Raw genomic sequence first — 21098 nt, 5'->3', positions numbered from 1 at the left:
CGTCTGGAAGAGTCATCGTGAGGCGTTTCGTCTCGTCGCTGCGCTCCTCGCTCGACGACCGGGGAAGAGCACGGGTCGTTGAGCGAGCGGAGCGAGACGAAACGCATGTCAGATGTCGAGGAAGCGGACGTCCTTGGCGTTGCGCTGGATGAAGCTGCGCCGCGACTCGACGTCCTCACCCATCAGCACGCTGAAGATCTCGTCGGCGGCCGCGGCATCCTCGATGGTGATCTGCTGAAGGGTACGAGTGGAGTGATCCATCGTGGTCTCCCACAGCTCCTTCGGGTTCATCTCGCCGAGACCCTTGTAGCGCTGGATGCCGGCATCCTTCGGGATGCGCTTGCCGTTGTCGAGACCGTGCTTCAGCAGGGCGTCGCGCTCGGCGTCGCTGAAGACGTACTCGTGAGCGGAGTTCGACCACTTCAGGCGATACAGCGGAGGCATCGCGAGGTAGACGAAGCCCGCCTCGATGAGTCCTCGCATGTAGCGGAACAGCAACGTGAGCAGGAGGGTCGTGATGTGCTGACCGTCGACGTCGGCATCCGCCATCAGCACGATCTTGTGATAGCGGGCCTTCTCGATGTCGAAGTCCTCGCCGATGCCCGTGCCGAAGGCCTGGATCATCGCCTGGACCTCTTTGTTGCCCAGTGCCTTGTCGAGACGCGCACGCTCGACGTTGAGGATCTTGCCGCGCAGCGCCAGGATCGCCTGCGTGTGCGGGTCGCGACCCTGCACGGCCGAACCGCCTGCCGAGTCTCCCTCGACGAGGAAGATCTCGCTGATCGAGGGGTCCTTGCTCGTGCAGTCCTTGAGCTTGTCGGGCATGGCCGCCGACTCGAACACGCTCTTGCGTCGCGCGGTCTCGCGCGCCTTGCGGGCGGCGAGGCGTGCGGTCGCGGCGTCGATCGCCTTGCGGATGACGTTCTTGGCCTGCGAGGGGTTGCGCTCGAACCAGTCGCCCAGCTGATCGCCGACCACCTTCTGCACGAAGGCCTTCGCCTCGGTGTTGCCGAGCTTCGTCTTGGTCTGGCCCTCGAACTGCGGCTCCCCGAGCTTGATGGAGATGACCGCCGTCAGTCCTTCGCGCACGTCGTCGCCGGAGAGGTTGTCGTCCTTCTCCTTGATGATGTTGTTCGCCCTGGCGTACTTGTTCACGAGGGTGGTCAGCGCCGCACGGAAACCTTCTTCGTGCGTGCCGCCCTCGTGCGTGTTGATCGTGTTGGCATAGGTGAACACGTTCTCGGTGTACGAGGTGGTCCACTGCATCGCGACCTCGAGCGAGATCTTGCGCTCGGTGTCCTCGGATTCGAAGGCGATGATCTCCTCGTTGACGACCTCTGCGTGACGCACCTTGTTCAGGTACTCGACGTAGTCGACCAGGCCGCGCTCGTAGAAGAACACGTCGTTCGGCTGCTTGGCGACGGTCTGACCGTCGACCTCGACCTCGTAGGCGGATGCTTCGCGCTCATCGGTCAGCTCGATGCGCAGACCCTTGTTGAGGAAGGCCATCTGCTGGAAACGGGTGCGGAGCGTGTCGTAGTCGAACTCGACCGTCTCCTGGAAGATCTCGGGGTCCGGCCAGAACGTGATTGTCGTTCCGGTCGCGTCGGTCGGCTCTCCCTTTTCGAGCTGCTGCTGCGGGACTCCGCCGTTCGCGAAGCTGTGCCGCCACACGAAGCCCTTCTGCTTGACCTCGACGTCGAAGCGCGTCGAGAGAGCGTTCACGACCGAGGAGCCGACGCCGTGCAGACCGCCGGAGACGGCGTACGCGCCGCCGCCGAACTTTCCGCCGGCGTGCAGGATCGTCAGCACGACCTCGACCGTGGACTTGGTCGGGTCCGAGGAGTGCGGATCGACGGGGATGCCTCGACCGTTGTCGATGACCCGGACACCGCCGTCGGCGAGCATGGTCACGAAGATCGTGTCGGCGTAGCCGGCGAGAGCCTCGTCGACCGAGTTGTCGACGATCTCGTACACGAGGTGGTGGAGACCCCGGGGGCCGGTGGAGCCGATGTACATACCCGGGCGCTTGCGGACCGCTTCGAGACCCTCGAGGATCTGGATGGAGTCGGCGCCGTATTCACCCGGCTGCTGGACCCGGGGTGCGGGGGTGTTCGATGGTGTCGGGGTCCCTGAGCCGGTCGAAGGCTCCGTCTCTTCAGGGGATTCAGGCGTCATCAGAGGGCAGTCTCCACATCGATATCACGAACTCCCATTCTAGCGGGCTTTCATGAGCAAATGTCGGCTAGAACGCCGTGTGTGGCCTTCTGAGCGATTCAGACCCCATAACTGGTCTCCTACCCGTAGGTATCGCGCGGACCCCGCCCTGGAACGACTCTGGGGCCCCATTTCCACGAGGGGACGTCCGGTCCGATGAAGCGGAGGTTCTCCACACCGGCATCCGGATAGCGTCGGCCGATCTCGGTGAGGATCGTCGCGCGCATGTACTGCAGGTTCTTCGCCCACGCCGTCGAATCGCACTTCACCGTGAGCAGACCGCGCTCGAGCGACACCGGTTCGGAGTGCTTCGCGGTGTCGGCGCCGGCGAGCTCGTCCCACTGCAGCACCACGTTCTCACGGGCCAGGGCCGCCTGCCAGCCCGAGTCCCTCGTGAGCTTGTCGAGAACGGCGCCGAGCGAGCCGGGATCGCGCCCCGGGGTGAAGGGAGCGTTGTCGTCGTCGGTCGAGATGCGGCGCTTGCGCTTCCAGTTCTTCGAACTGGGCTGCAGACCGCGTAGACGCAGATAGGTCGCGACGGTCTCGGGGGTGTCGGATGCCGCGGCCGCGACGCCGTCTGCGATGTCGGTCATCCTTCGTCCTTCCGGTCATCCGCCTGGGTCCCTGAGCTCGTCGAAGGGCCTCTCTCGTCGCTGATGGTTCCCGCGCTGATCCGCACCACGTGACGATGCAGGATCTCGGGGATATCCTCCTCCACGGCGGCGGTCACCACCACCTGCTCGTAATCGGCGGTGAGCGCGGCGAGTCGCTGCCGGCGGTCGGCGTCGAGCTCGGCGAAGACGTCGTCGAGGATGAGCACCGGATCGCCGGCCGGCGACTCGTTGCGGAGCAGCTCGGCCGATGCCAGACGCAGAGCGAGCGCGATGGACCAGGATTCTCCGTGCGAGGCGTAGCCCTTCACCGGAAGTCCGCGTACCCGCATGATCAGGTCGTCGCGGTGGGGTCCGGTGAGGGTGAGCCCGCGCTCGAGCTCCTGTGTGCGCTTCGCCGCGAGGGAGGCGCGGAACATGTCGGAGATGTCGCCCGTGGATTCGGTGGCAGCGGCATCCGTCCCCTCCTCCGGGTCGCCGCCGCGCACCGAGAGAGCCCATTCGAGCTGCGGTCGATGGTCTTCGCCGGCGATGGCGGCGTAGGCCGCCGCGACCGGCTGCTGGAGATCGGCCGCGAGCTTCAGCCGTGCGGCGATGATCTCGGAACCCAGCGCGACGAGCTTGTCGTCCCATACGTCGAGCGTGCTCAGGCCCTCGCCGCGCACGCCGCGGGCGCGCGCCGACTTCAGAAGAGCGGTGCGCTGCTTGAGGACGCGGTCGTAGTCGGCGAGCACGGCTGACATCCGAGGCGTGCGCTGCACGAGCATCTGGTCGGAGAATCGCCGTCGGGAGGAGGGATCGCCGCGCACGATCTGCAGGTCTTCCGGAGCGAACAGGACGACGTGCGCGTACCTGGGGAGTTCGTTCGTCTTCGAGGGGGATCCGTTGATGCGCGCCTTGTTGGATCCCTGGCGGTTCAGCTGCACCTCGGCGAGGACCTTGCGCTCGCCGTGCGACAGGCGAGCGCGGATGATCGCGAACTCCTGGCCGTCGCGCACCATCGGGGCGTCGGACGAGACCCGGTGCGACCCGAGAGTCGCGAGGAAGACGACCGCTTCGGCGAGATTGGTCTTGCCCTGACCGTTGCGGCCGACGAGCACGTTGGGGCCCTTGTGCAGAGCGAGTTCAGCGGTCGCGTAATTGCGGAAATCGACCAGACTCAGGTGCTCCACAATCACGGGAGTCAGCCTACCTTTCGGGTCTGACAACGGGTCGCCGCTGAATCGGCCGACGAGCTCGTGGTTCCCGCTGTTCTCGCGCGCGAATCACGGCGACGGCCTCCCGTGCCGATCGGCGGTCGCCCGAGAGATCTCGAACGACCGCCGTCGGCGACGATCAGGGCAGCGGACCGTACAACCCCGGAGTCGTGCGCGCGTTCGTCGCCTGCTCGAACGCGTAGGCGAGACCGAGCAGAGGACCCTCAGCGAAGTCCCGTCCGAGGAACTCCAGGTTCACTCCGCTCCCCGGAGCCGTCTCGCCGGCCGCGGTCTGCCCCATCGGGACGGTGACAGCCGGCATCCCCGTATTCGGGCTGAGGCGCATGTTCGTCCCCTGCGTGCCGTACGCGTTGGTGCTCGGATAGATCAACGCGTCGAGATCGAGGTCGTCCATCATCTGCGTCACCAGGTCCTTGCCCGCGGCCAGCTGCAGCGTGTGACTCCCGCTCTCTCCCGCCCAGGCCTCGTACGTCACGTCGGTGACGGCGTTGCGCGCCTCGTACACGGACTGTCGAGAGGTCACGTAGTTGCCCGTGGCCAGGATGTCGGTGAGCGTCCGCGCCTGCACGTCGGGGCCCAGGTGCGTCTCGATGTATCCGTTGAGATCGTGCAGGAACTCGTTCGTCGAACCCGAGCCCTCGCCGAGAACGGCCGCGAACCCGGTCGGCGGGGTGACCGGCACGACCGTCGCACCCTGAGCGGTCAGGGCAGCGACCGACTGGTCGAAGAGACGGACGGTCCCCGCGTTCGAGCCGATCATCGACGGGACGTATCCGATGCGCGCGCCGGCCAGTGCCGACGGGTCGAGGTACGCGGTGTACGACGCAGGCACCTTTCCGTCCTGTCGAGACGTCACCGGATCGGCCCCGTCGATGCCCACGACGGCATCCAACGCCACGGCGGCATCGAGCACCGATCGGGCCATCGGGCCGCCGGTGTCCTGCGACAGCGCGAGCGGGATGATCCCGTCGCGACTGGCGAGTCCGACGGTCGGGCGCACGCCGACGAGCTGGTTGTACGACGAGGGGACGCGGATGGACCCACCGGTGTCGGTGCCGAAGCCGATACCGGCGAGGTTCGCCGAGATCGCCGCGCCGGTTCCACCGCTCGACCCGCCTGCGGTGCGCGTGGTGTCGTAGGGGCTGGCGACCAGCAGCGAGGAACCGGGCGCCTGGAACGACGAGAACTCCGAGACGAACCCGTATGCGAACTCGTCGAGGCTCGTCTTGGCGAGGATCACCGCTCCGTCGGCACGGAGGCCGGTGACCATCGACGCGTCCGTCGCGGTCTGGTTCTCGTTCCAGCATCCGCAGCCGCCCGTGGTGACCATGTCCGCGGTGTCGTAGTTGTCCTTCAGCGCTATGGGCACTCCCAGCAGCATGCTCGTCATGCCGTCGCGGGCGCGGATCGCATCGGCCTCGGCCGCCGCATCGAGCGCGTGCTCGTTCACGGTGATCACCGAGTTCAACGGTCTGCTCCCGCCGCCCATGACTGTGCGGTCATAGGCGGCGATGCGGTCGAGGTACTTCTGCGTGATGCTCGCCGACGTCGTCACGCCGGCGTTCATAGCGGCCTGCATGTCGACGACGGTGGCTTCGACCAGCTCGAACGGTCCGTCGTCGTAGATGATCCGATGCGACAGGTCCGTGAGGTCGACGACCGTGAGCACACCGTCAGCATCGGTGTCGAGCGCCGAGAGCGCACTCCACTGGGGCGAGGTCTCGGTGATTCCGAGTGCGGCTGCCGCGATCGACAGATCATCGACGGTCACCTGCTGGTCGCCGGTGACGTCGAGCTGCGTGTAATAGGGGGCCAGTATCGGACCCGCATCGCTGGTCGCCGCGCTCGCGGCCCCTGCGAAGGAGGACGTCAGGGCTGCGACGCCCGCGACGACCGTCGTCATGGCGCCGATGCGGATGAAAGTGCTCTTCACGTTCTTGTCTCCGGTCCTGAGAGTGGCTACTGCTCGGCCGATTCCGCTTCTCATCGGGTCCTCCTGCGGGCGAGCATGAGAGCGGCGCCGCTGACGATCGCCACCGCGGCGATGCCTCCGGCGATCAGCCAGGGAGCGGCATCTGCACCGGTCGTGGCGAGAGGACCGGTGCCGCCGCCTGCGTTCACGGGATCTCCGCCGACGGATCCGGTACCGCTGGCGGTGCCGGATCCCGTCGTATCGGCCGAGGCGGAGCCGGTGTCTTCGTCGGCGGTGATCTCGACGGATGCGGCCAGCCCCGCGGCGTCGATGGCCGAAGCGGTTCCCGCGGAGTCGACGACGCGACCTTCGGACATCGTGATGTCAGCCGTTCCCGGAGCGATCGCCGTGAACGTCAGGGTGACGAGCACCTGATCTCCGGTGAGACCGGGCGACGTTCCGAGGCGAGTCGCCACGACCGAGACCCGCCCGCCTTCGTCGGTGGCGGTTGCGAATCCGCCGGCCGGCGTCACGTCGCTGTCGGCGACGAAGGTGAGCAGCGCGGGGTCGTAGGCGAGATCGAGATCGTAGGCGTAGGCGTCGACGAGACCCGCGGCAGATGCCGTCACGGTGACGGAGTCGCCGACGGCCACGGTGAGAGGGGCGGCAGTGATCGTGATCGAGTCATACGCGGCACCCTCCGCAGCTGCCGCCGTGCTCGCGGTACCGAGAAGGAGTGCGACGGATGCCGCGAGCGTCAGACCCGCGGCAAGTGTTCGGGGAAGGCGGGCAGGGTGTTTTTCCGGCATGCGAGGCATCCTTCGTCTGGGAAGACGAGCTCGGCCGCACGGCTATGCGGAGCAGCCGTGCTCTTCGGGTACGGCTGACTCTCGCAGGATGATGTTTCGTGCACTCTGCGCGGCGATTTCCGCCACGTAACGCACGAGCCCGGTGCATTCGGGCATGAGCGGGCGCCGTCGGGAAGTCTCGGACCGCGCAGCAGAAGGCGCTTTCCGGGCGCGAATCCGCACCCTTCTAGACGCGGGGGCGTCGATGAGAGCGGAAACCGTCGTCAGGAACGATCCTGCGGCGGACTCAGTCGGCGCCCAGACCGGTCACGGCGGACCGAGCCGACCTCAGCGAAGGAGGAGGTTGGGCTGCAGCAGGTACTTGAACGAGTCGAGCCCGGCCTGATCCACCGAGGTCTGGCTGGTGATGAGCACGGGGCTGAGCTTGTTGGCGTTGTCGCTCGAGGTGAACGTGACGCGCACGAACTCGCTCTTCACAGCGCCGAGCGCCTCGGTCAGGTACTGCGGGTTCAGGCCGAGCGTCACCTCATCGCCGCCGTGCAGGATCGCATCGACAGATTCCGATGCCCGCGCGTGCTCGCTGCCGGAGGCGTCCATGGTCACGCTGTCGCTCGTGAACGTGAATCGCAGCGGAGCCGCACGGTCGAGAACGAGGGAGACGCGGCGGACCGCCTCGATGAGATCAGCGGTGTTGACGACCGCGTAGTGATCGGTCTGCTCGGGGAACAGGCGCCGAACCGGCGGGAAGTTCCCCTTGATCAGCAGAGAGGTCACGGTCTTGTTGCCGGCAGTGAAGGCGATGATCTCGCGGTCGCCCGCTCCGGAGAACGCGACCTGGATCGTGCCGGCATGCCCGAACGTCTTGCCGACCTCGACCAGAGTGCGGGCGGGAACGAGAGCGCTGGACTCGACGGCCTCACCGTCCCACGGCACGTCACGCAGCGACACGCGGTAGCGGTCGGTGGCCACGAGGCTCAGGTTCTGGCCCGAGACCTCGAGCTGCACGCCGGTGAGGACAGGAGTCACGTCGTCGCGAGACGCAGCGAAGCCGACCTGAGAGATCGCGGTGCCGAAATCGTCTGCCGGAACGACGCCCGAGGTGCCGCTCACCTCCGGGATCGACGGGTATTCCTCAACAGGCATGGCCGCCAGCGTGAAGCGCGCGGATCCGCAGGTGACCGCGATGCCGCCGTCTTCCTCGACCGCGATCTCGATCGGGGCGTTCGGCAGTCGGCTGGCGATGTCGGAGAGCAGCCGACCGTGAACCAAGATCGTGCCCGGTGTGTCGACCGTGGCTTCGATCGTCGTGCGGGCCGACGCCTCGTAATCGAACGCCGACAGGGTCAGACCGGAGCCGTCCGCTTCGATCAGCACTCCGGCGAGGATCGGCTGGGGGTTGCGCTGCGGGAGCAGCTTGACCACGAAGGAGACAGCCTCGCTGAAGACATCGCGGTTGACCTGAAACCTCACGGGTGCTCCTCGTCGTTCTCTGAGCGCCGCATCGCCGGCGGAATGACACGATGTGCGCAGCCCTGCCACTGCAGGGCTTCCCATGCTAGCCCCACAGTCGAACAGTTCCCTACGACTTGTGATTCATGCCGGGGTTCCTGAGCTCGTCGACGGATTTCCACCGTCTGGTGATCGGATCGCGCCTTAAACGGGTTAACTCCTTAACGGTGTTAACAACTGTGGAAACTGTGGATAAGTCGGTGGAAAGCAGACGCGAGTAGGGAACTACACGCCTGTCACTTGTGGAATCCCTGAGGAAACCGCGGGTTCACGGCATCCGCTCACTTGTGGAGCACTACCGAGTTATCCACAGGTTGCCCCGTTAACCCCACAGTCGTCCCGACCTGATCGCGATTCATCCACAAGTTATCCACATGTGTGCAAACCCCGTATCCGGTGCCTCAGATGCCTGTCAAGTCGGCAAAAAGGGGGACACAGCGTCCGTGAAGACGCCGTATCCCCCTTTTTCGAGGTGAGACGGATGCGGGGCGCTCAGCGCCGACCGAGCTGCGTGGTGATCTCGGTCACCTGGTTGTAGATCGAGCGTCGTTCCTTCATGAGGTCGCTGATCTTCTTGTACGCGTACATCACCGTGGTGTGATCGCGATTGCCGAAAAGTTGGCCGATCTTCGGCAGCGACAGGCTCGTGCGTTCGCGGCACAGATACATGGCGATCTGGCGGGCCGTAGCGATCTGCTGCGATCTGCTCGAACCGTAGAGATCGTCGACCGTGAGCTTGAAGTACTGCGCCGTGGCGGTGATGATGTCGGTCGGCGAGATGACGTTGTCTTCCGCCGTGTCGATGATGTCGCGCAGAACCGTCTGGGCGAGGGAGATGTCGAGGGCCGAGCGGTTCAGGCTCGCGAAGGCCGACACGCGGATCAGTGCGCCCTCGAGCTCGCGGATGTTCGAGGAGACGACAGTGGCGATGTACTCGAGGACCTCGTCGGGGATGTGCAGCGACTCGCTCTGGGCCTTCTTGCGGAGGATCGCGATGCGCGTCTCGAGGTCGGGCGCCTGCACATCGGTGATGAGGCCCCACTCGAAACGACTGCGCATCCGATCTTCGAATCCGGTGAGGAGCTTCGGGGCGACATCGCTGGTGATCACGACCTGCTTGTTGTGGTCGTGCAGCGTGTTGAAGGTATGGAAGAAAGCCTCTTGCGTCTCCGCCCGTCCCTGCAGGAACTGGATGTCGTCGATGAGGAGGATGTCGACCTCGCGGTATCGAGCCTGGAAGGCGGCGCCGCGGTTGTTCGCGATCGAGTTGATGAAGTCGTTCGTGAACTCCTCGCTCGAGACGTACCGCACCTTGACGCCCGCATACAGCGATTGCGCGTAGTCGCCGATCGCGTGCAGGAGGTGGGTCTTGCCGAGACCAGAGTCGCCGTAGATGAAAAGCGGGTTGTACGCCTTGGCCGGAGCTTCTGCGACGGCGACTGCGGCGGCATGGGCGAATCGGTTGGACTGACCGATCACGAAGTTGTCGAACGTGTACTTCGGGTTCAGCCGCGATTCGTGGCGCAGCGCGGTCGGCTGCTCCATGGGCGATTCGGGCCGCTGCTGCTCCTGGCGGCCGTAGTCGGCGACTGCGATCGATGCGGTGGGCTGCTCTGCGAGCTCGTGGTTCACGACGACCCGGTACGAGGTGACCTCTTCGCCGACGTGGGCGAGTGCCTCCATGATCGGCAGGCGCAGACGCTTGTTGATCTGCGCCGCTGTGAGGTCGTTGGGGACTTCGAGATAGAGGGTCGCGGCCATCACGCCTGCAGGAACCGCCAGGCTCAGGAATCCCTGAAGCTGGGGGGTCACCCGGTCGTCCGCCTCGAGAAGATCCTGCACAGTGGTCCAGATCGGGACGTCGGGCTGGGCAGGTGATGACATGACGCTCCGGGCAGGGATCGAGTGGGAAGGCACGAGAACGCGTCCCCCCTGTGGATAACTTCGGTTGCCACGGTAGTCACCTGTGGACAGAACGGCAACCTGCCCCTGTGAATCCGCGGGCGTGTTGTGCTCGACGGACCGCGCGGGGTTGTGGATAATGGCTGTGCGGATTTCGGAGGATGACAAGCCTGTGAGCGCGCAGATTTGCTCTGCGCGCCGGCAGGACGTACCCTTAATCGGTTGACTTATGCCTGAACGGCAGATCCCTATGTCTCCGGTCGAAACTGATTCCGGTGACAGCATTCCCGGAGTGATTCCATGACTAAGCGCACCTTCCAGCCCAACAACCGTCGCCGCGCCAAGAAGCACGGCTTCCGTGCTCGCATGCGGACCCGCGCCGGCCGCGGCATCCTCGCTGCTCGCCGCGCGAAGGGCCGCGTCGAGCTCTCCGCGTAAGCCACTGTGCTCGCCCGCCCGTTCCGGCTGACCCGCGGGAGCGACTATCGACTGGTCGTTCGACGCGGTGCCCGTTGTGGCGGGTCGCGCGTCGTGACCTCGATGTTGTCGACGGGCGAGAGCAGAGTTCCGCGGTTCGGGTTCATCATCAGCAAGCAGGTGGGCACCGCGGTGGTGCGCAACACCGTTCGCCGGCGACTCAAAGCCGTGTGTGCGGAGGCGCTCCCGCGTGTCCCAGAGGGCACGGATGTCGTCATCCGTGCCCTTCCTGCATCCGCGACCGCGAGCTACGCCGAGCTGAGCGCAGACGTGAATCGCTGCATCGGACGCCTCGAGCGGATGCCGGCATGAGCGCGCTGCCGGCCACCTCGATCGGTACGGCTCGGATGCAGTCGGCTGATCTCGCACGTAGCATCCCGCTGATCCCACGAAATCTCGTGCTGGGCTTTCTTACGGCGTACCGCTCGGTCATCTCGCCGTTGTACGGCGATGTGTGTGCGTACTATCCGTCCTGCTCGGCTTACGCTGTAGGTGCGGTGCAACAGCACGGCGCTGTGAGGGGGACTGCTCTCTCGGCATGGCGCATCCTCCGCTGCAACCCCTGGACTCGCGGAGGCGTCGACGACGTCCATCCGCACGAACACTTCCGCTACGACCTGACCCCCCGCGGTTTCGTCGTCCCTGCCCGAAAGGACTGATCGGTGGGTCTTGACCTCCTGCTCGCCAGTGCGACACCCAGCCCGGCACCTGCCGCGGGTGGATTCGACCTGCTCGGAACCATCCTCTGGCCGCTGAAGTGGGTGGTCGAGCTCGTGCTCGTCGCCTGGCACTGGCTGCTCACCGCCGTGGGTCTGCCTGCGGCATCCGGTCTGACCTGGGTGCTGTCGATCATCGGTCTCGTGATCGTCGTCCGCGCTGCGGTCACGCCGCTCTTCGTCAAGCAGATCAAGAGCCAGCGCAAGATGATGGAAATCGCTCCTGAACTGCGAAAAGTCCAGGAGAAGTACCGCGGCAAGAAGGATCAGCTCAGTCGTGAGGCGATGAGCCGCGAGACCATGGCCCTGTACAAGAAGCACGGCACGACACCGATGTCGAGCTGCCTTCCGCTGCTTGTGCAGATGCCCGTGTTCTTCTCGCTCTACAGCGTGCTGAGCGACGTCAAGAAGCACGCTGAGCACGGTATCGGCGGTGTCGGCCTCCTCAGCCCGGAGCTGACCAAGGAGTTCTACGACGCCAAGCTGTTCGGTGTGGCCTCCCTGCACGAGACCCTCGGCAACGCGTGGGAGACGCAGAACACCACGGCGATCGTCATTCTGGTGACTCTCGTCGTCCTGATGATCGGATCGCAGTTCTACACGCAGCTGCAGATCATCTCGAAGAACCTGTCGCCCGAGGCCAAGACCGGCCAGGCGTACCAGATGCAGAAGATCATGCTCTACGTGCTGCCGCTGGGCTTCATCTTCTCGGGTGTGTTCTTCCCGCTCGGCGTGGTCGTGTACTGGTTCATCTCGAACCTGTGGACCATGGGGCAGCAGTTCGTCGTCATCCGCGAGATGCCCACTCCCGGTTCCGAGGCGGCCAAGGCCCGCGAAGAGCGACTGGCTCGCAAGGGCAAGGCGATCAACTCGGAAGGCAAGGTCGTTCCGATGTCCGTTTATGAGGCAGAGCAACAGCGACTGGTGGCCGAGGTCGAGAAGGCGAAGGCCGAGGCTCCGAAGCGTCAGCAGCCGGTAGGCAAGAAGCGTGCGAAGAAGAAGGGTCCAGGCGCATGAGTGAGAACGTGATCGAAGCCACTGAGCCGACGGTCGCTCAGCTCGAGAACGAGGGCGATGTCGCCGCGGACTTTCTCGAGGAGTTGCTGGATATCGCCGACATCGACGGTGACCTGAACCTCGACGTCCGCCAGGGCCGTGCCTACGTGTCGGTCGAAGCTGAGGGAGATGGACTCGCGCTGCTGTCGGCTCCCGACACCGTGCAGGCCCTGCAGGAGCTCACCCGTCTGGCGGTGCAGAGCAAGACCGGATCGTTCTCGCGCCTGATCCTTGACATCGGTGGATCCCGCGACACCCGTCGACGTCAGCTGGAGACGCTCGTGAATGCCGCAGCTGTGAAGCTCGACGAAGGTGCATCGCAGGCGTCGCTGCCGGCGATGTCGAGCTACGAGCGGAAGCTGGTGCATGACATCGCGGCCGAGCGTGGTCTCGTGTCGGAGTCGTACGGAGAGGGCGCCGACCGCCACACCGTATTGCGCCGTCGTTGATGTTTCACGTGAAACATTGGTGAACACGAAGTGAGTGCGATGGATGACGCTGCTGAAGTAGAGGTGGAGCCGGCGACCGCGGCCGAGCTTTTCGGCGACCGGATCGACGTCGCACGCCAGTTCACGGATGCACTCGCCCGCGAGGGGGAGGAGCGTGGTCTGATCGGACCGTTGGAGCTTCCTCGTCTGTGGACGCGGCACATCCTCAACAGCGTGATCGCGGCGCCGCTCTTCCATGGACGTGTCGCCGACATCGGTTCAGGTGCTGGTCTGCCCGGTCTGGTGCTTGCGATCGCACGCCCCGACGTGCGCTGGACGTTGATCGAGCCGATGGAACGGCGCGTGACCTGGTTGAACGAGCAGGTAACGGCACTCGGACTGGAGAACGTCGAGGTGCTGCGCGCGCGGGCTGAAGACGTTCGCCCAGCCGAGGGATTCGATGTCGTCACCGCACGTGCCGTCAGTGCGCTGCGCACCCTGGTCCCGATCACCGCACCGCTCGTGCGAGACGGCGGTGAGCTCGCGTTCCTCAAAGGGCTGAACGTCGAGAACGAGATCGACGCCGCTCAGAAGGCCATCAAGAAGCATCGTCTGTCGAACGTGCGCGTCGAGGTTCTCGGCGAAGGTGTGCTGGGGGAGACCACGCGAGTGCTGCGCGCTACTGTTCGCTGACCTCATCGCAGTTGGATGTTTCACGTGAAACATCAATGCGTTTGACTGGCGGTTGTGGCTACCGGCGGGTCTTCCGCGCGGAACGACATCGTTCTGTGATTGAAGAGCGAGATCCTCCGGGGTTGCCGAACTGTGCATTCGGTGAGGAATCCGGCACCCTGAGTACTGAGTACCCGTGGAATTTGTCTTCGAGGCAAGGGTAAGGTGCAGCGCGCCAACCCACGCTCCGTCCGCGATGGACAACAGTATCCGGATGGCGGTGAGAGCGATGCACCTGACACACTCCGACACTCGGTGTTTTTGCCGGCATGCCCGCACGCGGCTTATTGAAGTACCCGTTTCACGTGAAACGGTGGCGCGGGGGAGCTTACGTCCGCAGAAGCGTGGTCGTCACGTTCTGTTCGTGCGGTGAGCGTTGGGCCTTCCGTCTGTTCTCACCGCCAGTGCGGTTCTCTGAGCTGTGCGGTTCGGGATCCTCTCCTGATTGCATCTATCGAGGTGCCTGCTGCGTAGCTATGACCGTCGGACTGTCTTCTAAGTCAGCTCGTCGGCGAGGGTACGGAGGCCCAATGTGTTCGCACTACGGGAGCGGTGCAGCTCGTTACGAGGGCAGAACCGCGGGGCTGATACGACGTGTTTCACGTGAAACATCATCGCTGGGTGCTGATTGATCGCGAATCTTCTGCCATGCCGTGCACGCGGTGACCTAAGGCGAGGTTTCACGTGAAACATCTCTAGATAACGCGCAGGTGAGTGCCTCATTGCGATGACGAAGTGAGACCCGCAGTGATCGCACAGTACGAGTGGGGTTCAGATCATCCGTTTCGAGTACGCGCCATCGGTCGATTTTGGGTCAGGAGACCACTGCTAGTGATCGCGACGGAGTGTGATGGCAAGGTCGTGATCTGAGGGCGCCATCTGTATGCGTCCGACGCCGCGCCGGATGTCGCTGCTGGTCGTAGACCGACGTCTCGGACGACAGAGCCGACGATCGCGGATTCGATTGCGCCATCGACGACATCGATGACCATAATCTCCGCTGCCGTCAACGCACTGCCACTGCCGCACGTTGACGGACAGACGGATGGTGAGTTGCGTCACGACTCCATCAACAGTTGTGCCCTGACGGAACCTTGTCCACGATCCGTGGGGTTGCTGGAGTGATCCGGGTCCAATCTTCACGCCTGCGGATCGATGCGGCGTCGCAGTAGTGCGGTGTTGTCTGGTGCAGGGGCACTCGTTCTATCAGCGCGGTGAGACTGTCGAAGATCGAGCCTGCAGTGGAAGCAACGAGGTTGTCCAGTGTTTCACGTGAAACACAGCACCCTTTGCCGCCACCCCATGCCAGACGCCGTCGCTGTCGGCACGAAACGTGGATCGGCTACCTGAAGGCTTGGCTGCGTGGACATGAGCGCGAGAGGTACTGAGTTGGAGGTGTTTGGCGACCGCGTTCCTCGGATGGCACTGCTCATAGTGACAAGGAAAGCGACAAGGAAAAGGGGAGTGGTGGCGAGCGATACGCGAGGATCTGGCCTGGAACAGCTGAGCAGCTGTTGGATTGCCAGGGTGGGGCGCTAACGACGTGTGTTGATCTCTGAAGACTGACATTGAGTAGGTACAAGTTCGAGATGTGTGGTTTCACGTGAAACATCGTGTGTAGAACCCGCCCTTGTACCGGAAATGTCGACGTGGGCAGGATAAGGAGAGGACCACGAGAGGTTCCACTCTCGGATCCAGGCCGGGTGTCCGTTGCGAGAGCACGGCACACTCGCGTCTACAATCGGCGCGCTTCCGCGACGATCGGCAGACGCGGATAGGTCTCCGGAGGAGGCGCCGACGAGAACACAGAGAACCTCTTCCCAATCCGAGCTCTATCGCGGGTGCGTGCCGGCGACACCCGTTGGCATTCCCGCCTGCGCACGCCCGGATTGGATGAGGGGAGTCCGAGTGTGATCTGCGGGTTGCACTCGACGCGCCCGGTCTGGGGGAGTGTTTCACGTGAAACATTGGTTACACCTGCCCGTCGCCTAGTGCGTGCCTGGAGCGGAACCTGACGCCGTCCACAAGGGGGTGACGGGCCCGACAGTCACCCAACGTGCCTGCGCGCGAGAAAGAACCGGCAAAGTCCGACTTCCACCCTGAGCGCTCCCTGAACGCGCGCGGGACCTAGCGGACTAGCTCATGGATCCGAGCTGCGACGGGGGAGAACCCCTCTCAGAGAGGGTGGAGATGCACTCCACAAGCCCGCAGCGTGGGAATCGACCCGGCGAGGAGACGAGAGCGTCGGCTGTTGCAGTTAGAGTGGAACACGGCCCCGAAAGGAGTGGATGTTTCACGTGAAACAATCCGAAAAGGAATCGCCGAACACCTTCGGGATCGACACCCCGCTCGCACGGGAGATCGCCGACCTGAGCGCTCGTCGCCGGGTTCTCGAAGAGGTCACGATCGAGTTCACCGGGGAGACCCGCATCCTCACGGTGTCGAACCAGAAGGGCGGCGTCGGCAAGACGACCACGGCGGTGAACATCGCTTCCGCTCTCGCCGGACTCGGCGCGAAGGTCCTCGTGATCGACCTCGACCCGCAGGGAAACGCCTCGACCGCGCTCGGTGTCACGCACACCACCGAAGTCTCGAGCATCTACGACGTCTTGATCAACGAGATGCCGCTGGCTGAGATCGTGCAGCAGAGCCCCGAGAATGAGAATCTCTTCTGCGCGCCGAGTACGATCCATCTCGCCGGAGCCGAGATCGAGCTCGTCGCGCAGGTCGCCCGCGAGCACCGCCTGCGACGGGCGCTGCACGAGTACCTGGAACACCACCCGGTCGACTTCGTGATCATCGACTGCCCGCCTTCTCTTGGTCTCCTCACGATCAACGCGTTCACCGCAGCATCCGAGGTCTTCATCCCGATCCAGTGCGAGTACTACGCGCTAGAGGGACTGAGTCAGCTTCTCGGGAGCATCCAGATGATCCAGAAGCACCTGAATCCCTCGCTGCACTTGTCGACCATCCTTCTGACGATGTTCGACGGGCGTACCCGACTGGCCCACCAGGTGGCCGAAGAGGTGCGCACCCACTTCCCGACGCAGGTCCTCGACACCGTGATTCCGCGCTCTGTGCGGGTCTCGGAGGCGCCGAGCTTCGGACAGACCGTGATCGCCTACGATGGGCAGTCCGCCGGCGCCGTCGCCTACCGCGAGGCCGCCGTCGAGATCGCGTCGCGTGCGACGCAGAGCAAGGAGAAATGATGGCGAAGCGCACAGGGCTGGGCCGGGGCATCAGTGCCCTCATTCCCACCGCAGATCAGGCCGAGCGCCCGGTGGACGTGTTCTTCCCAGGGGCATCGATCCAGAAGCTGGCAGAGGCGCAGCAGATCGAGGCGGATGCCGCGGCCGAACTCGAGCCGGTACCCGGCATCCATCTGATTCAGATCGATCCGAACGAGATCGTCCCGAACCCGCGACAGCCGCGTACGCACTTCGACGCTGAACATCTTGCCGAGCTCGTGCACAGCGTCCGAGAGTTCGGCGTGATGCAGCCTGTCGTCGTCCGCAAGAACAGCGATGGAGCCTACGAGCTCATCATGGGTGAGCGCCGCACGCGTGCCGCGCGCGAAGCCGGTCTGGCATCGATTCCGGCCGTCGTGCGGGACACGGCCGATGAGGACCTGCTGCGAGACGCCCTTCTCGAGAACCTGCACCGCTCCGAGCTGAACCCTCTGGAAGAAGCCTCGGCATACCAGCAGCTGCTCGAGGATTTCGGCATCACGCAGGAGGAGCTTGCGACGCGTATCGGGCGCTCGCGTCCTCGCATCAGCAACACCATCCGTCTGCTCAAACTGCCCGTGCCCGTACAGCAGCGTGTGGCCGCCGGTGTTCTGAGCGCAGGCCACGCCCGCGCCATTCTGAGCCTCGACAATCCCGAGGCGATGCAGCGTCTCGCCGACAAGGTCGTCAACGAAGATCTTTCTGTGCGCGCCACCGAGGTCGCCGCCAAGACCGAGCCGACGTCTCCGACCCGCACTGCGAAGGCCACGCCTGGCGCTCGTCGCGCGTACCTCGACGAGGTGGCCGGCAAGCTCGGCGACCGCCTCAACACCCGCGTGAAGATCGCTCTCGGCGCGAGGAAAGGCCAGGTCACGATCGAATTTTCGTCGATCCAAGATCTGAATCGAATTCTAGATGAGCTCGGCGAAGAGGGCTACGGCAGGAGCTGAGGACCCGGTGACGGGTCGTTTCGCCTAGACTCGCGTCATCTTCGACGATGAGGGGGAAAGTCATGTCCAAGGTTCAGACCCCAGCCGGATTCCAGAGGCGAGTGGTCGCGGTCAGCATCGCCGCAGCCCTCGGCGGATTCCTGTTCGGATTCGACACCGCGATAATCAACGGCGCCGTCGACGCCCTGGCCGGGAACGTGTCAGGCTTCGACCTCAACGTCGGGCTGAAAGGGTTCGCGGTCTCGTCCGCACTGATCGGCTGCGCAGTCGGCGCGTGGTTCGCCGGGCCCATCTCGAACAAGTACGGGCGCATCCCCGTCATGGTCGTCGCGGCGGCGATGTTCCTCATCTCCTCGATCGGGTCGGGGCTCGCGTTCAGCGTGGTGGACCTCATCATCTGGCGCGTGATCGGCGGATTCGGAGTCGGCGCCGCATCCGTCATCGCGCCCGCCTACATCGCCGAGGTGTCGCCGGCGAAGATCAGAGGGCGACTGGGATCGCTGCAGCAGCTCGCGATCGTCACCGGAATCTTCGCCTCTCTGCTCACCGACGCGTTGCTCGCCGGGATCGCTGGCGAGGCAGCAGCTCCGCTGTGGGGCCTCACCGCCTGGCGCTGGATGTTCATCTCGGCAGCCCTTCCCGCCCTCGTCTACGGCATCATGTCGTTGCGTCTGCCGGAGTCCCCGCGGTATCTGGTTCGCAAGGGGGAGATCGAACGGGCATCCGAGGTGCTGTCGACGGTCACCGGAACCCTCGACGTGAAGGGCAAGATCAAGGAGATCACCGACACGATCGACACTGAGCGCAAGGAGTCGCTGCGTGATCTTCGCGGCAGCCGCTTCGGCCTGAAACCGGTGGTCTGGGTCGGCATCCTGCTGTCGGTGTTCCAGCAGTTCGTGGGCATCAACGTGATTTTCTACTACTCGACCACGCTGTGGCAGTCCGTGGGGTTCGACGAGTCGAGTGCACTGCTCACCTCGGTGATCACTTCCGTCACCAACATCGTCGTGACCATCGTGGCGATCCTCCTGGTCGATCGCGTCGGGCGCCGGATCATGCTCCTGGTCGGTTCGATCGGGATGGCGGTCACGCTCGGCCTGATGTCGCTCGCGTTCTCGTTCGGCACCCTCGACGCCGCCGGCTCGGTCACCCTTCCCGATCCGTGGGCGACGGTCGCTCTCATCTGCGCGAACGGCTTCGTGGTCTTCTTCGGCTCGACCTGGGGTCCGCTCGTGTGGGTCCTGCTCGGCGAGATGTTCCCGAACTCCATCCGAGCGGGGGCCCTGGCTGTCGCAGCGGCCGCGCAGTGGGCGGCGAACTTCTTCATCTCGACGACGTTCCCCGCCTTCGCGGAGATCGGACTGACCTTCGCCTACGGCTTCTACGCGTTCTTCGCCCTGCTGTCGTTCTTCTTCGTGTACTTCAAGGTCGCCGAGACGAAGGGCAAGGAGCTCGAGGAGATGACCGACGATGCGAAGGTCGAGCGCCGCACACGCCCTGCACGCGCTTAGGCTGGAGGTATGACAGAGTTCGTTCCCCGCCGCGCCAGCCTCGAAGTGCTGCGTGCTGAGGCGTCGGACGAACTCGCCGTTCTCATCCAGGAGCGGCTGCTCGGGGGAGAGGACCCCTGGGAGTTCATGGAGGAGCTGCCGAGCGTCGACGAGCTCGTCGTCTACCTCCTCCGGGCCGACAACATCGCCGCGAACGACGGGGTGCGACCGAACGAGGCCAGGCACTACCGCGTGCTGCGTCAGATCGCGCTGGAGTATCCCGAGCTGACGCCCGCGGTGTGGGGGCTCCTCGATGAGAAGCAGCGCCATCGCCGCTGGGATCCGACCGTCGCGTCCTGACATGGGACGCGGAAAGGGCCGCCGCCTCCGAAGAGACGACGGCCCGATGTCTGAGGGGGACTCAGCCGATGTAGGCGGCGAGATCCTGCTCGAGGGCGAACTTCGGCTTGGCGCCGATGATGCTCGTCTTGACCTCTCCGCCGACGAAGACCTTCATCGCCGGGATCGAGGTGATCTGGTACTGCATCGCGAGCTGCGGGTTCTCGTCGACGTTCAGCTTGAGAACGGTGATCTTCTCCGGGTTGTCGGACTGGATCTCGTCCAGAACCGGCGAGACCATGCGACACGGGCCGCACCACTCGGCCCAGAAGTCCACCAGCACGGGACCTTCAGCCTGCAGCACGTCCTGCTCCCAGGTCGCCTGGCTCGTAGCCTTTGCACTCATCAGAGTTTCTCCTTGATTCGAGTTTCGTCCGCTACAACAACGGGCGAGAGGAAAGTGTTCCCGACGCCTCAGGCGACGATGACCTCGGCGGCCTCGGCAGCGGGAACCTCCACCGAGGCGTCATCGAAATCGGCGAGGAAGTGCTCCGCGTCGAGGGCAGCCACGGTGCCGGAGCCTGCGGCGGTGATCGCCTGCCGGTAGGTCGGGTCGATCACGTCGCCGGCTGCGAACACACCGGGAACCGAGGTCTTCGACGAGCGGCCGTCGACCCAGATGGTTCCTTCGGCGGTGAGCTCGAGCTTGTCGTGCACCAGGTGCGTGCGGGGATCGTTGCCGATCGCGATGAACAGTCCGTCGAGCGGAAGGTCGCTGAGCGTGCCGTCGACCGTGTTGCGCAGCTGCACTCCGGCGACGGAGTCGCCTCCGAGCACCTCTGCGACCTCGCTGTTCCACACGAACTCGATCTTCTCGTTCGCGAACGCGCGCTCCTGCATGATCTTCGACGCGCGCAGGGAGTCCTTGCGGTGGATCACGTAGACCTTGTCTGCGAAGCGGGTGAGGAACGTGGCCTCCTCCATCGCCGAGTCACCGCCGCCGACGACCGCGATCGTCTTCTGCCGGAAGAAGAAGCCGTCGCAGGTGGCGCACCACGAGACGCCGTAGCCCGAGAGGCGCTCTTCGCCTTCGATGCCGAGCTTGCGGTAGGCGGAGCCGGTCGCATAGATCAGCGCGCGGGTTTCGTGCACCGCGCCGCTGCCGAGCGAGACGGTCTTGACGGGACCGTTCAGGTCGAGCGAGGTGACGTCGTCGTAGAGCACTTCGGTGCCGAACTTCTCGGCCTGCTCCTGCAGCTTCGCCATGAGTTCGGGGCCCTGGATCCCCTCCGGGAAGCCCGGGTAGTTCTCGACCTCGGTGGTGTTCATCAGCTCGCCGCCGACCTCGACCGAGCTCGCGATGAGCAGCGGCTTGAGGCTCGCGCGCGCCGCGTAGATGGCGGCGGTGAACCCGGCTGGGCCCGAGCCGATGATGATGACCTGACGCATGTGCTCTCTCTCTTCCCCGAAAAGGGCGTACGGCTGCTTCAACCAATGGTAACCGCG

At 64.7% G+C, this 21098-nt stretch carries 19 protein-coding genes; 10 read left to right on the top strand and 9 right to left on the bottom strand.

What is annotated here, in order from left to right; translation table 11 throughout:
• Positions 1–108 precede the first annotated feature (108 nt).
• The 7 genes from gyrB to dnaA all read right to left on the bottom strand — a co-directional run bounded on the left by gyrB (position 109) and on the right by dnaA (position 10036).
• Positions 109–2178 (bottom strand): DNA topoisomerase (ATP-hydrolyzing) subunit B, encoded by a 2070-nt coding sequence (gene gyrB, locus ACI3KT_RS10120; RefSeq protein ID WP_404904015.1) that lies wholly within the window; start codon positions 2176–2178, stop codon positions 109–111.
• Between the two features lie 119 nt (positions 2179–2297).
• A complete protein-coding gene (locus tag ACI3KT_RS10115; RefSeq protein WP_404904013.1) occupies positions 2298–2810 on the bottom strand; it encodes a DUF721 domain-containing protein in 513 nt (170 codons plus the stop codon).
• Entirely contained in the window at positions 2807–4006 is a 1200-nt protein-coding gene (gene recF / locus ACI3KT_RS10110; protein WP_404904012.1) for a DNA replication/repair protein RecF, read from the bottom strand. The genes ACI3KT_RS10115 and recF overlap by 4 nt, the downstream gene beginning before the upstream one ends.
• 157 nt (positions 4007–4163) lie before the next feature.
• Complete coding sequence (locus ACI3KT_RS10105) at positions 4164–5978, bottom strand: amidase family protein (RefSeq protein WP_404904010.1); 1815 nt, start codon at positions 5976–5978, stop codon at positions 4164–4166.
• A 50-nt stretch (positions 5979–6028) separates the two neighbouring features.
• A complete protein-coding gene (locus ACI3KT_RS10100; protein WP_404904008.1) occupies positions 6029–6766 on the bottom strand; it encodes a cohesin domain-containing protein in 738 nt (245 codons plus the stop codon).
• Positions 6767–7093: 327 nt separating this feature from the next.
• Positions 7094–8236 (bottom strand): DNA polymerase III subunit beta, encoded by a 1143-nt coding sequence (dnaN, locus tag ACI3KT_RS10095; RefSeq protein WP_292910464.1) that lies wholly within the window; start codon positions 8234–8236, stop codon positions 7094–7096.
• A 531-nt stretch (positions 8237–8767) separates the two neighbouring features.
• Positions 8768–10036, bottom strand: coding sequence for a chromosomal replication initiator protein DnaA (dnaA, locus tag ACI3KT_RS10090; protein WP_373426313.1), 1269 nt, complete (start codon positions 10034–10036; stop codon positions 8768–8770).
• A gap of 441 nt (positions 10037–10477) precedes the next feature.
• Between dnaA and rpmH the strand changes: the two genes are divergently transcribed.
• The 10 genes from rpmH (at position 10478) to ACI3KT_RS10040 (ending at position 19613) form a co-directional block, all read left to right on the top strand.
• Complete coding sequence (gene rpmH / locus ACI3KT_RS10085) at positions 10478–10615, top strand: 50S ribosomal protein L34 (protein WP_292910460.1); 138 nt, start codon at positions 10478–10480, stop codon at positions 10613–10615.
• A gap of 6 nt (positions 10616–10621) precedes the next feature.
• Complete coding sequence (gene rnpA, locus ACI3KT_RS10080; RefSeq protein ID WP_292910458.1) at positions 10622–10966, top strand: ribonuclease P protein component; 345 nt, start codon at positions 10622–10624, stop codon at positions 10964–10966.
• Entirely contained in the window at positions 10963–11313 is a 351-nt protein-coding gene (gene yidD / locus ACI3KT_RS10075) for a membrane protein insertion efficiency factor YidD (RefSeq protein ID WP_292910456.1), read from the top strand. Before rnpA ends, yidD begins: the two co-directional genes overlap by 4 nt.
• A gap of 3 nt (positions 11314–11316) precedes the next feature.
• Positions 11317–12387, top strand: a complete 1071-nt coding sequence (gene yidC / locus ACI3KT_RS10070; RefSeq protein WP_292910454.1) for a membrane protein insertase YidC — start codon at positions 11317–11319, stop codon at positions 12385–12387.
• Positions 12384–12875 carry a R3H domain-containing nucleic acid-binding protein gene (locus ACI3KT_RS10065; RefSeq protein ID WP_292910452.1) on the top strand — a complete coding sequence of 164 codons (492 nt, stop codon included), beginning with the start codon at positions 12384–12386 and terminating at the stop codon, positions 12873–12875. The genes yidC and ACI3KT_RS10065 overlap by 4 nt, the downstream gene beginning before the upstream one ends.
• A 39-nt stretch (positions 12876–12914) precedes the next feature.
• Positions 12915–13547: a 16S rRNA (guanine(527)-N(7))-methyltransferase RsmG gene (gene rsmG / locus ACI3KT_RS10060; RefSeq protein WP_404904005.1), complete on the top strand. Its 633-nt coding sequence runs from the start codon at positions 12915–12917 to the stop codon at positions 13545–13547.
• A gap of 2327 nt (positions 13548–15874) precedes the next feature.
• A complete protein-coding gene (locus ACI3KT_RS10055; RefSeq protein WP_307293172.1) occupies positions 15875–16795 on the top strand; it encodes a ParA family protein in 921 nt (306 codons plus the stop codon).
• A complete protein-coding gene (locus ACI3KT_RS10050; RefSeq protein ID WP_307293169.1) occupies positions 16795–17763 on the top strand; it encodes a ParB/RepB/Spo0J family partition protein in 969 nt (322 codons plus the stop codon). Before ACI3KT_RS10055 ends, ACI3KT_RS10050 begins: the two co-directional genes overlap by 1 nt.
• A gap of 62 nt (positions 17764–17825) precedes the next feature.
• Complete coding sequence (locus ACI3KT_RS10045) at positions 17826–19274, top strand: sugar porter family MFS transporter (protein ID WP_292908474.1); 1449 nt, start codon at positions 17826–17828, stop codon at positions 19272–19274.
• A 9-nt stretch (positions 19275–19283) separates the two neighbouring features.
• Positions 19284–19613 (top strand): tryptophan synthase subunit alpha, encoded by a 330-nt coding sequence (locus ACI3KT_RS10040; RefSeq protein ID WP_292908476.1) that lies wholly within the window; start codon positions 19284–19286, stop codon positions 19611–19613.
• A 61-nt stretch (positions 19614–19674) separates the two neighbouring features.
• Here the strand turns inward: ACI3KT_RS10040 and trxA are convergent, their stop codons facing one another.
• Both trxA and trxB read right to left on the bottom strand, forming a co-directional pair.
• Positions 19675–19998 carry a thioredoxin gene (trxA, locus tag ACI3KT_RS10035; protein ID WP_292908478.1) on the bottom strand — a complete coding sequence of 108 codons (324 nt, stop codon included), beginning with the start codon at positions 19996–19998 and terminating at the stop codon, positions 19675–19677.
• Positions 19999–20066: 68 nt separating this feature from the next.
• On the bottom strand, positions 20067–21041 hold the full coding sequence (gene trxB / locus ACI3KT_RS10030) for a thioredoxin-disulfide reductase (protein ID WP_292908480.1): 975 nt from the start codon (positions 21039–21041) through the stop codon (positions 20067–20069).
• Between the last annotated feature and the right edge of the window lie 57 nt (positions 21042–21098).

The organism is Microbacterium sp. ZW T6_19 (assembly GCF_044987465.1).
GTDB classification, from domain to species: Bacteria; Actinomycetota; Actinomycetes; order Actinomycetales; family Microbacteriaceae; genus Microbacterium; species Microbacterium natoriense_A.
Note: the sequence above shows the minus strand (reverse complement) of the source record. Positions and strands in the feature narration are given on the sequence as shown.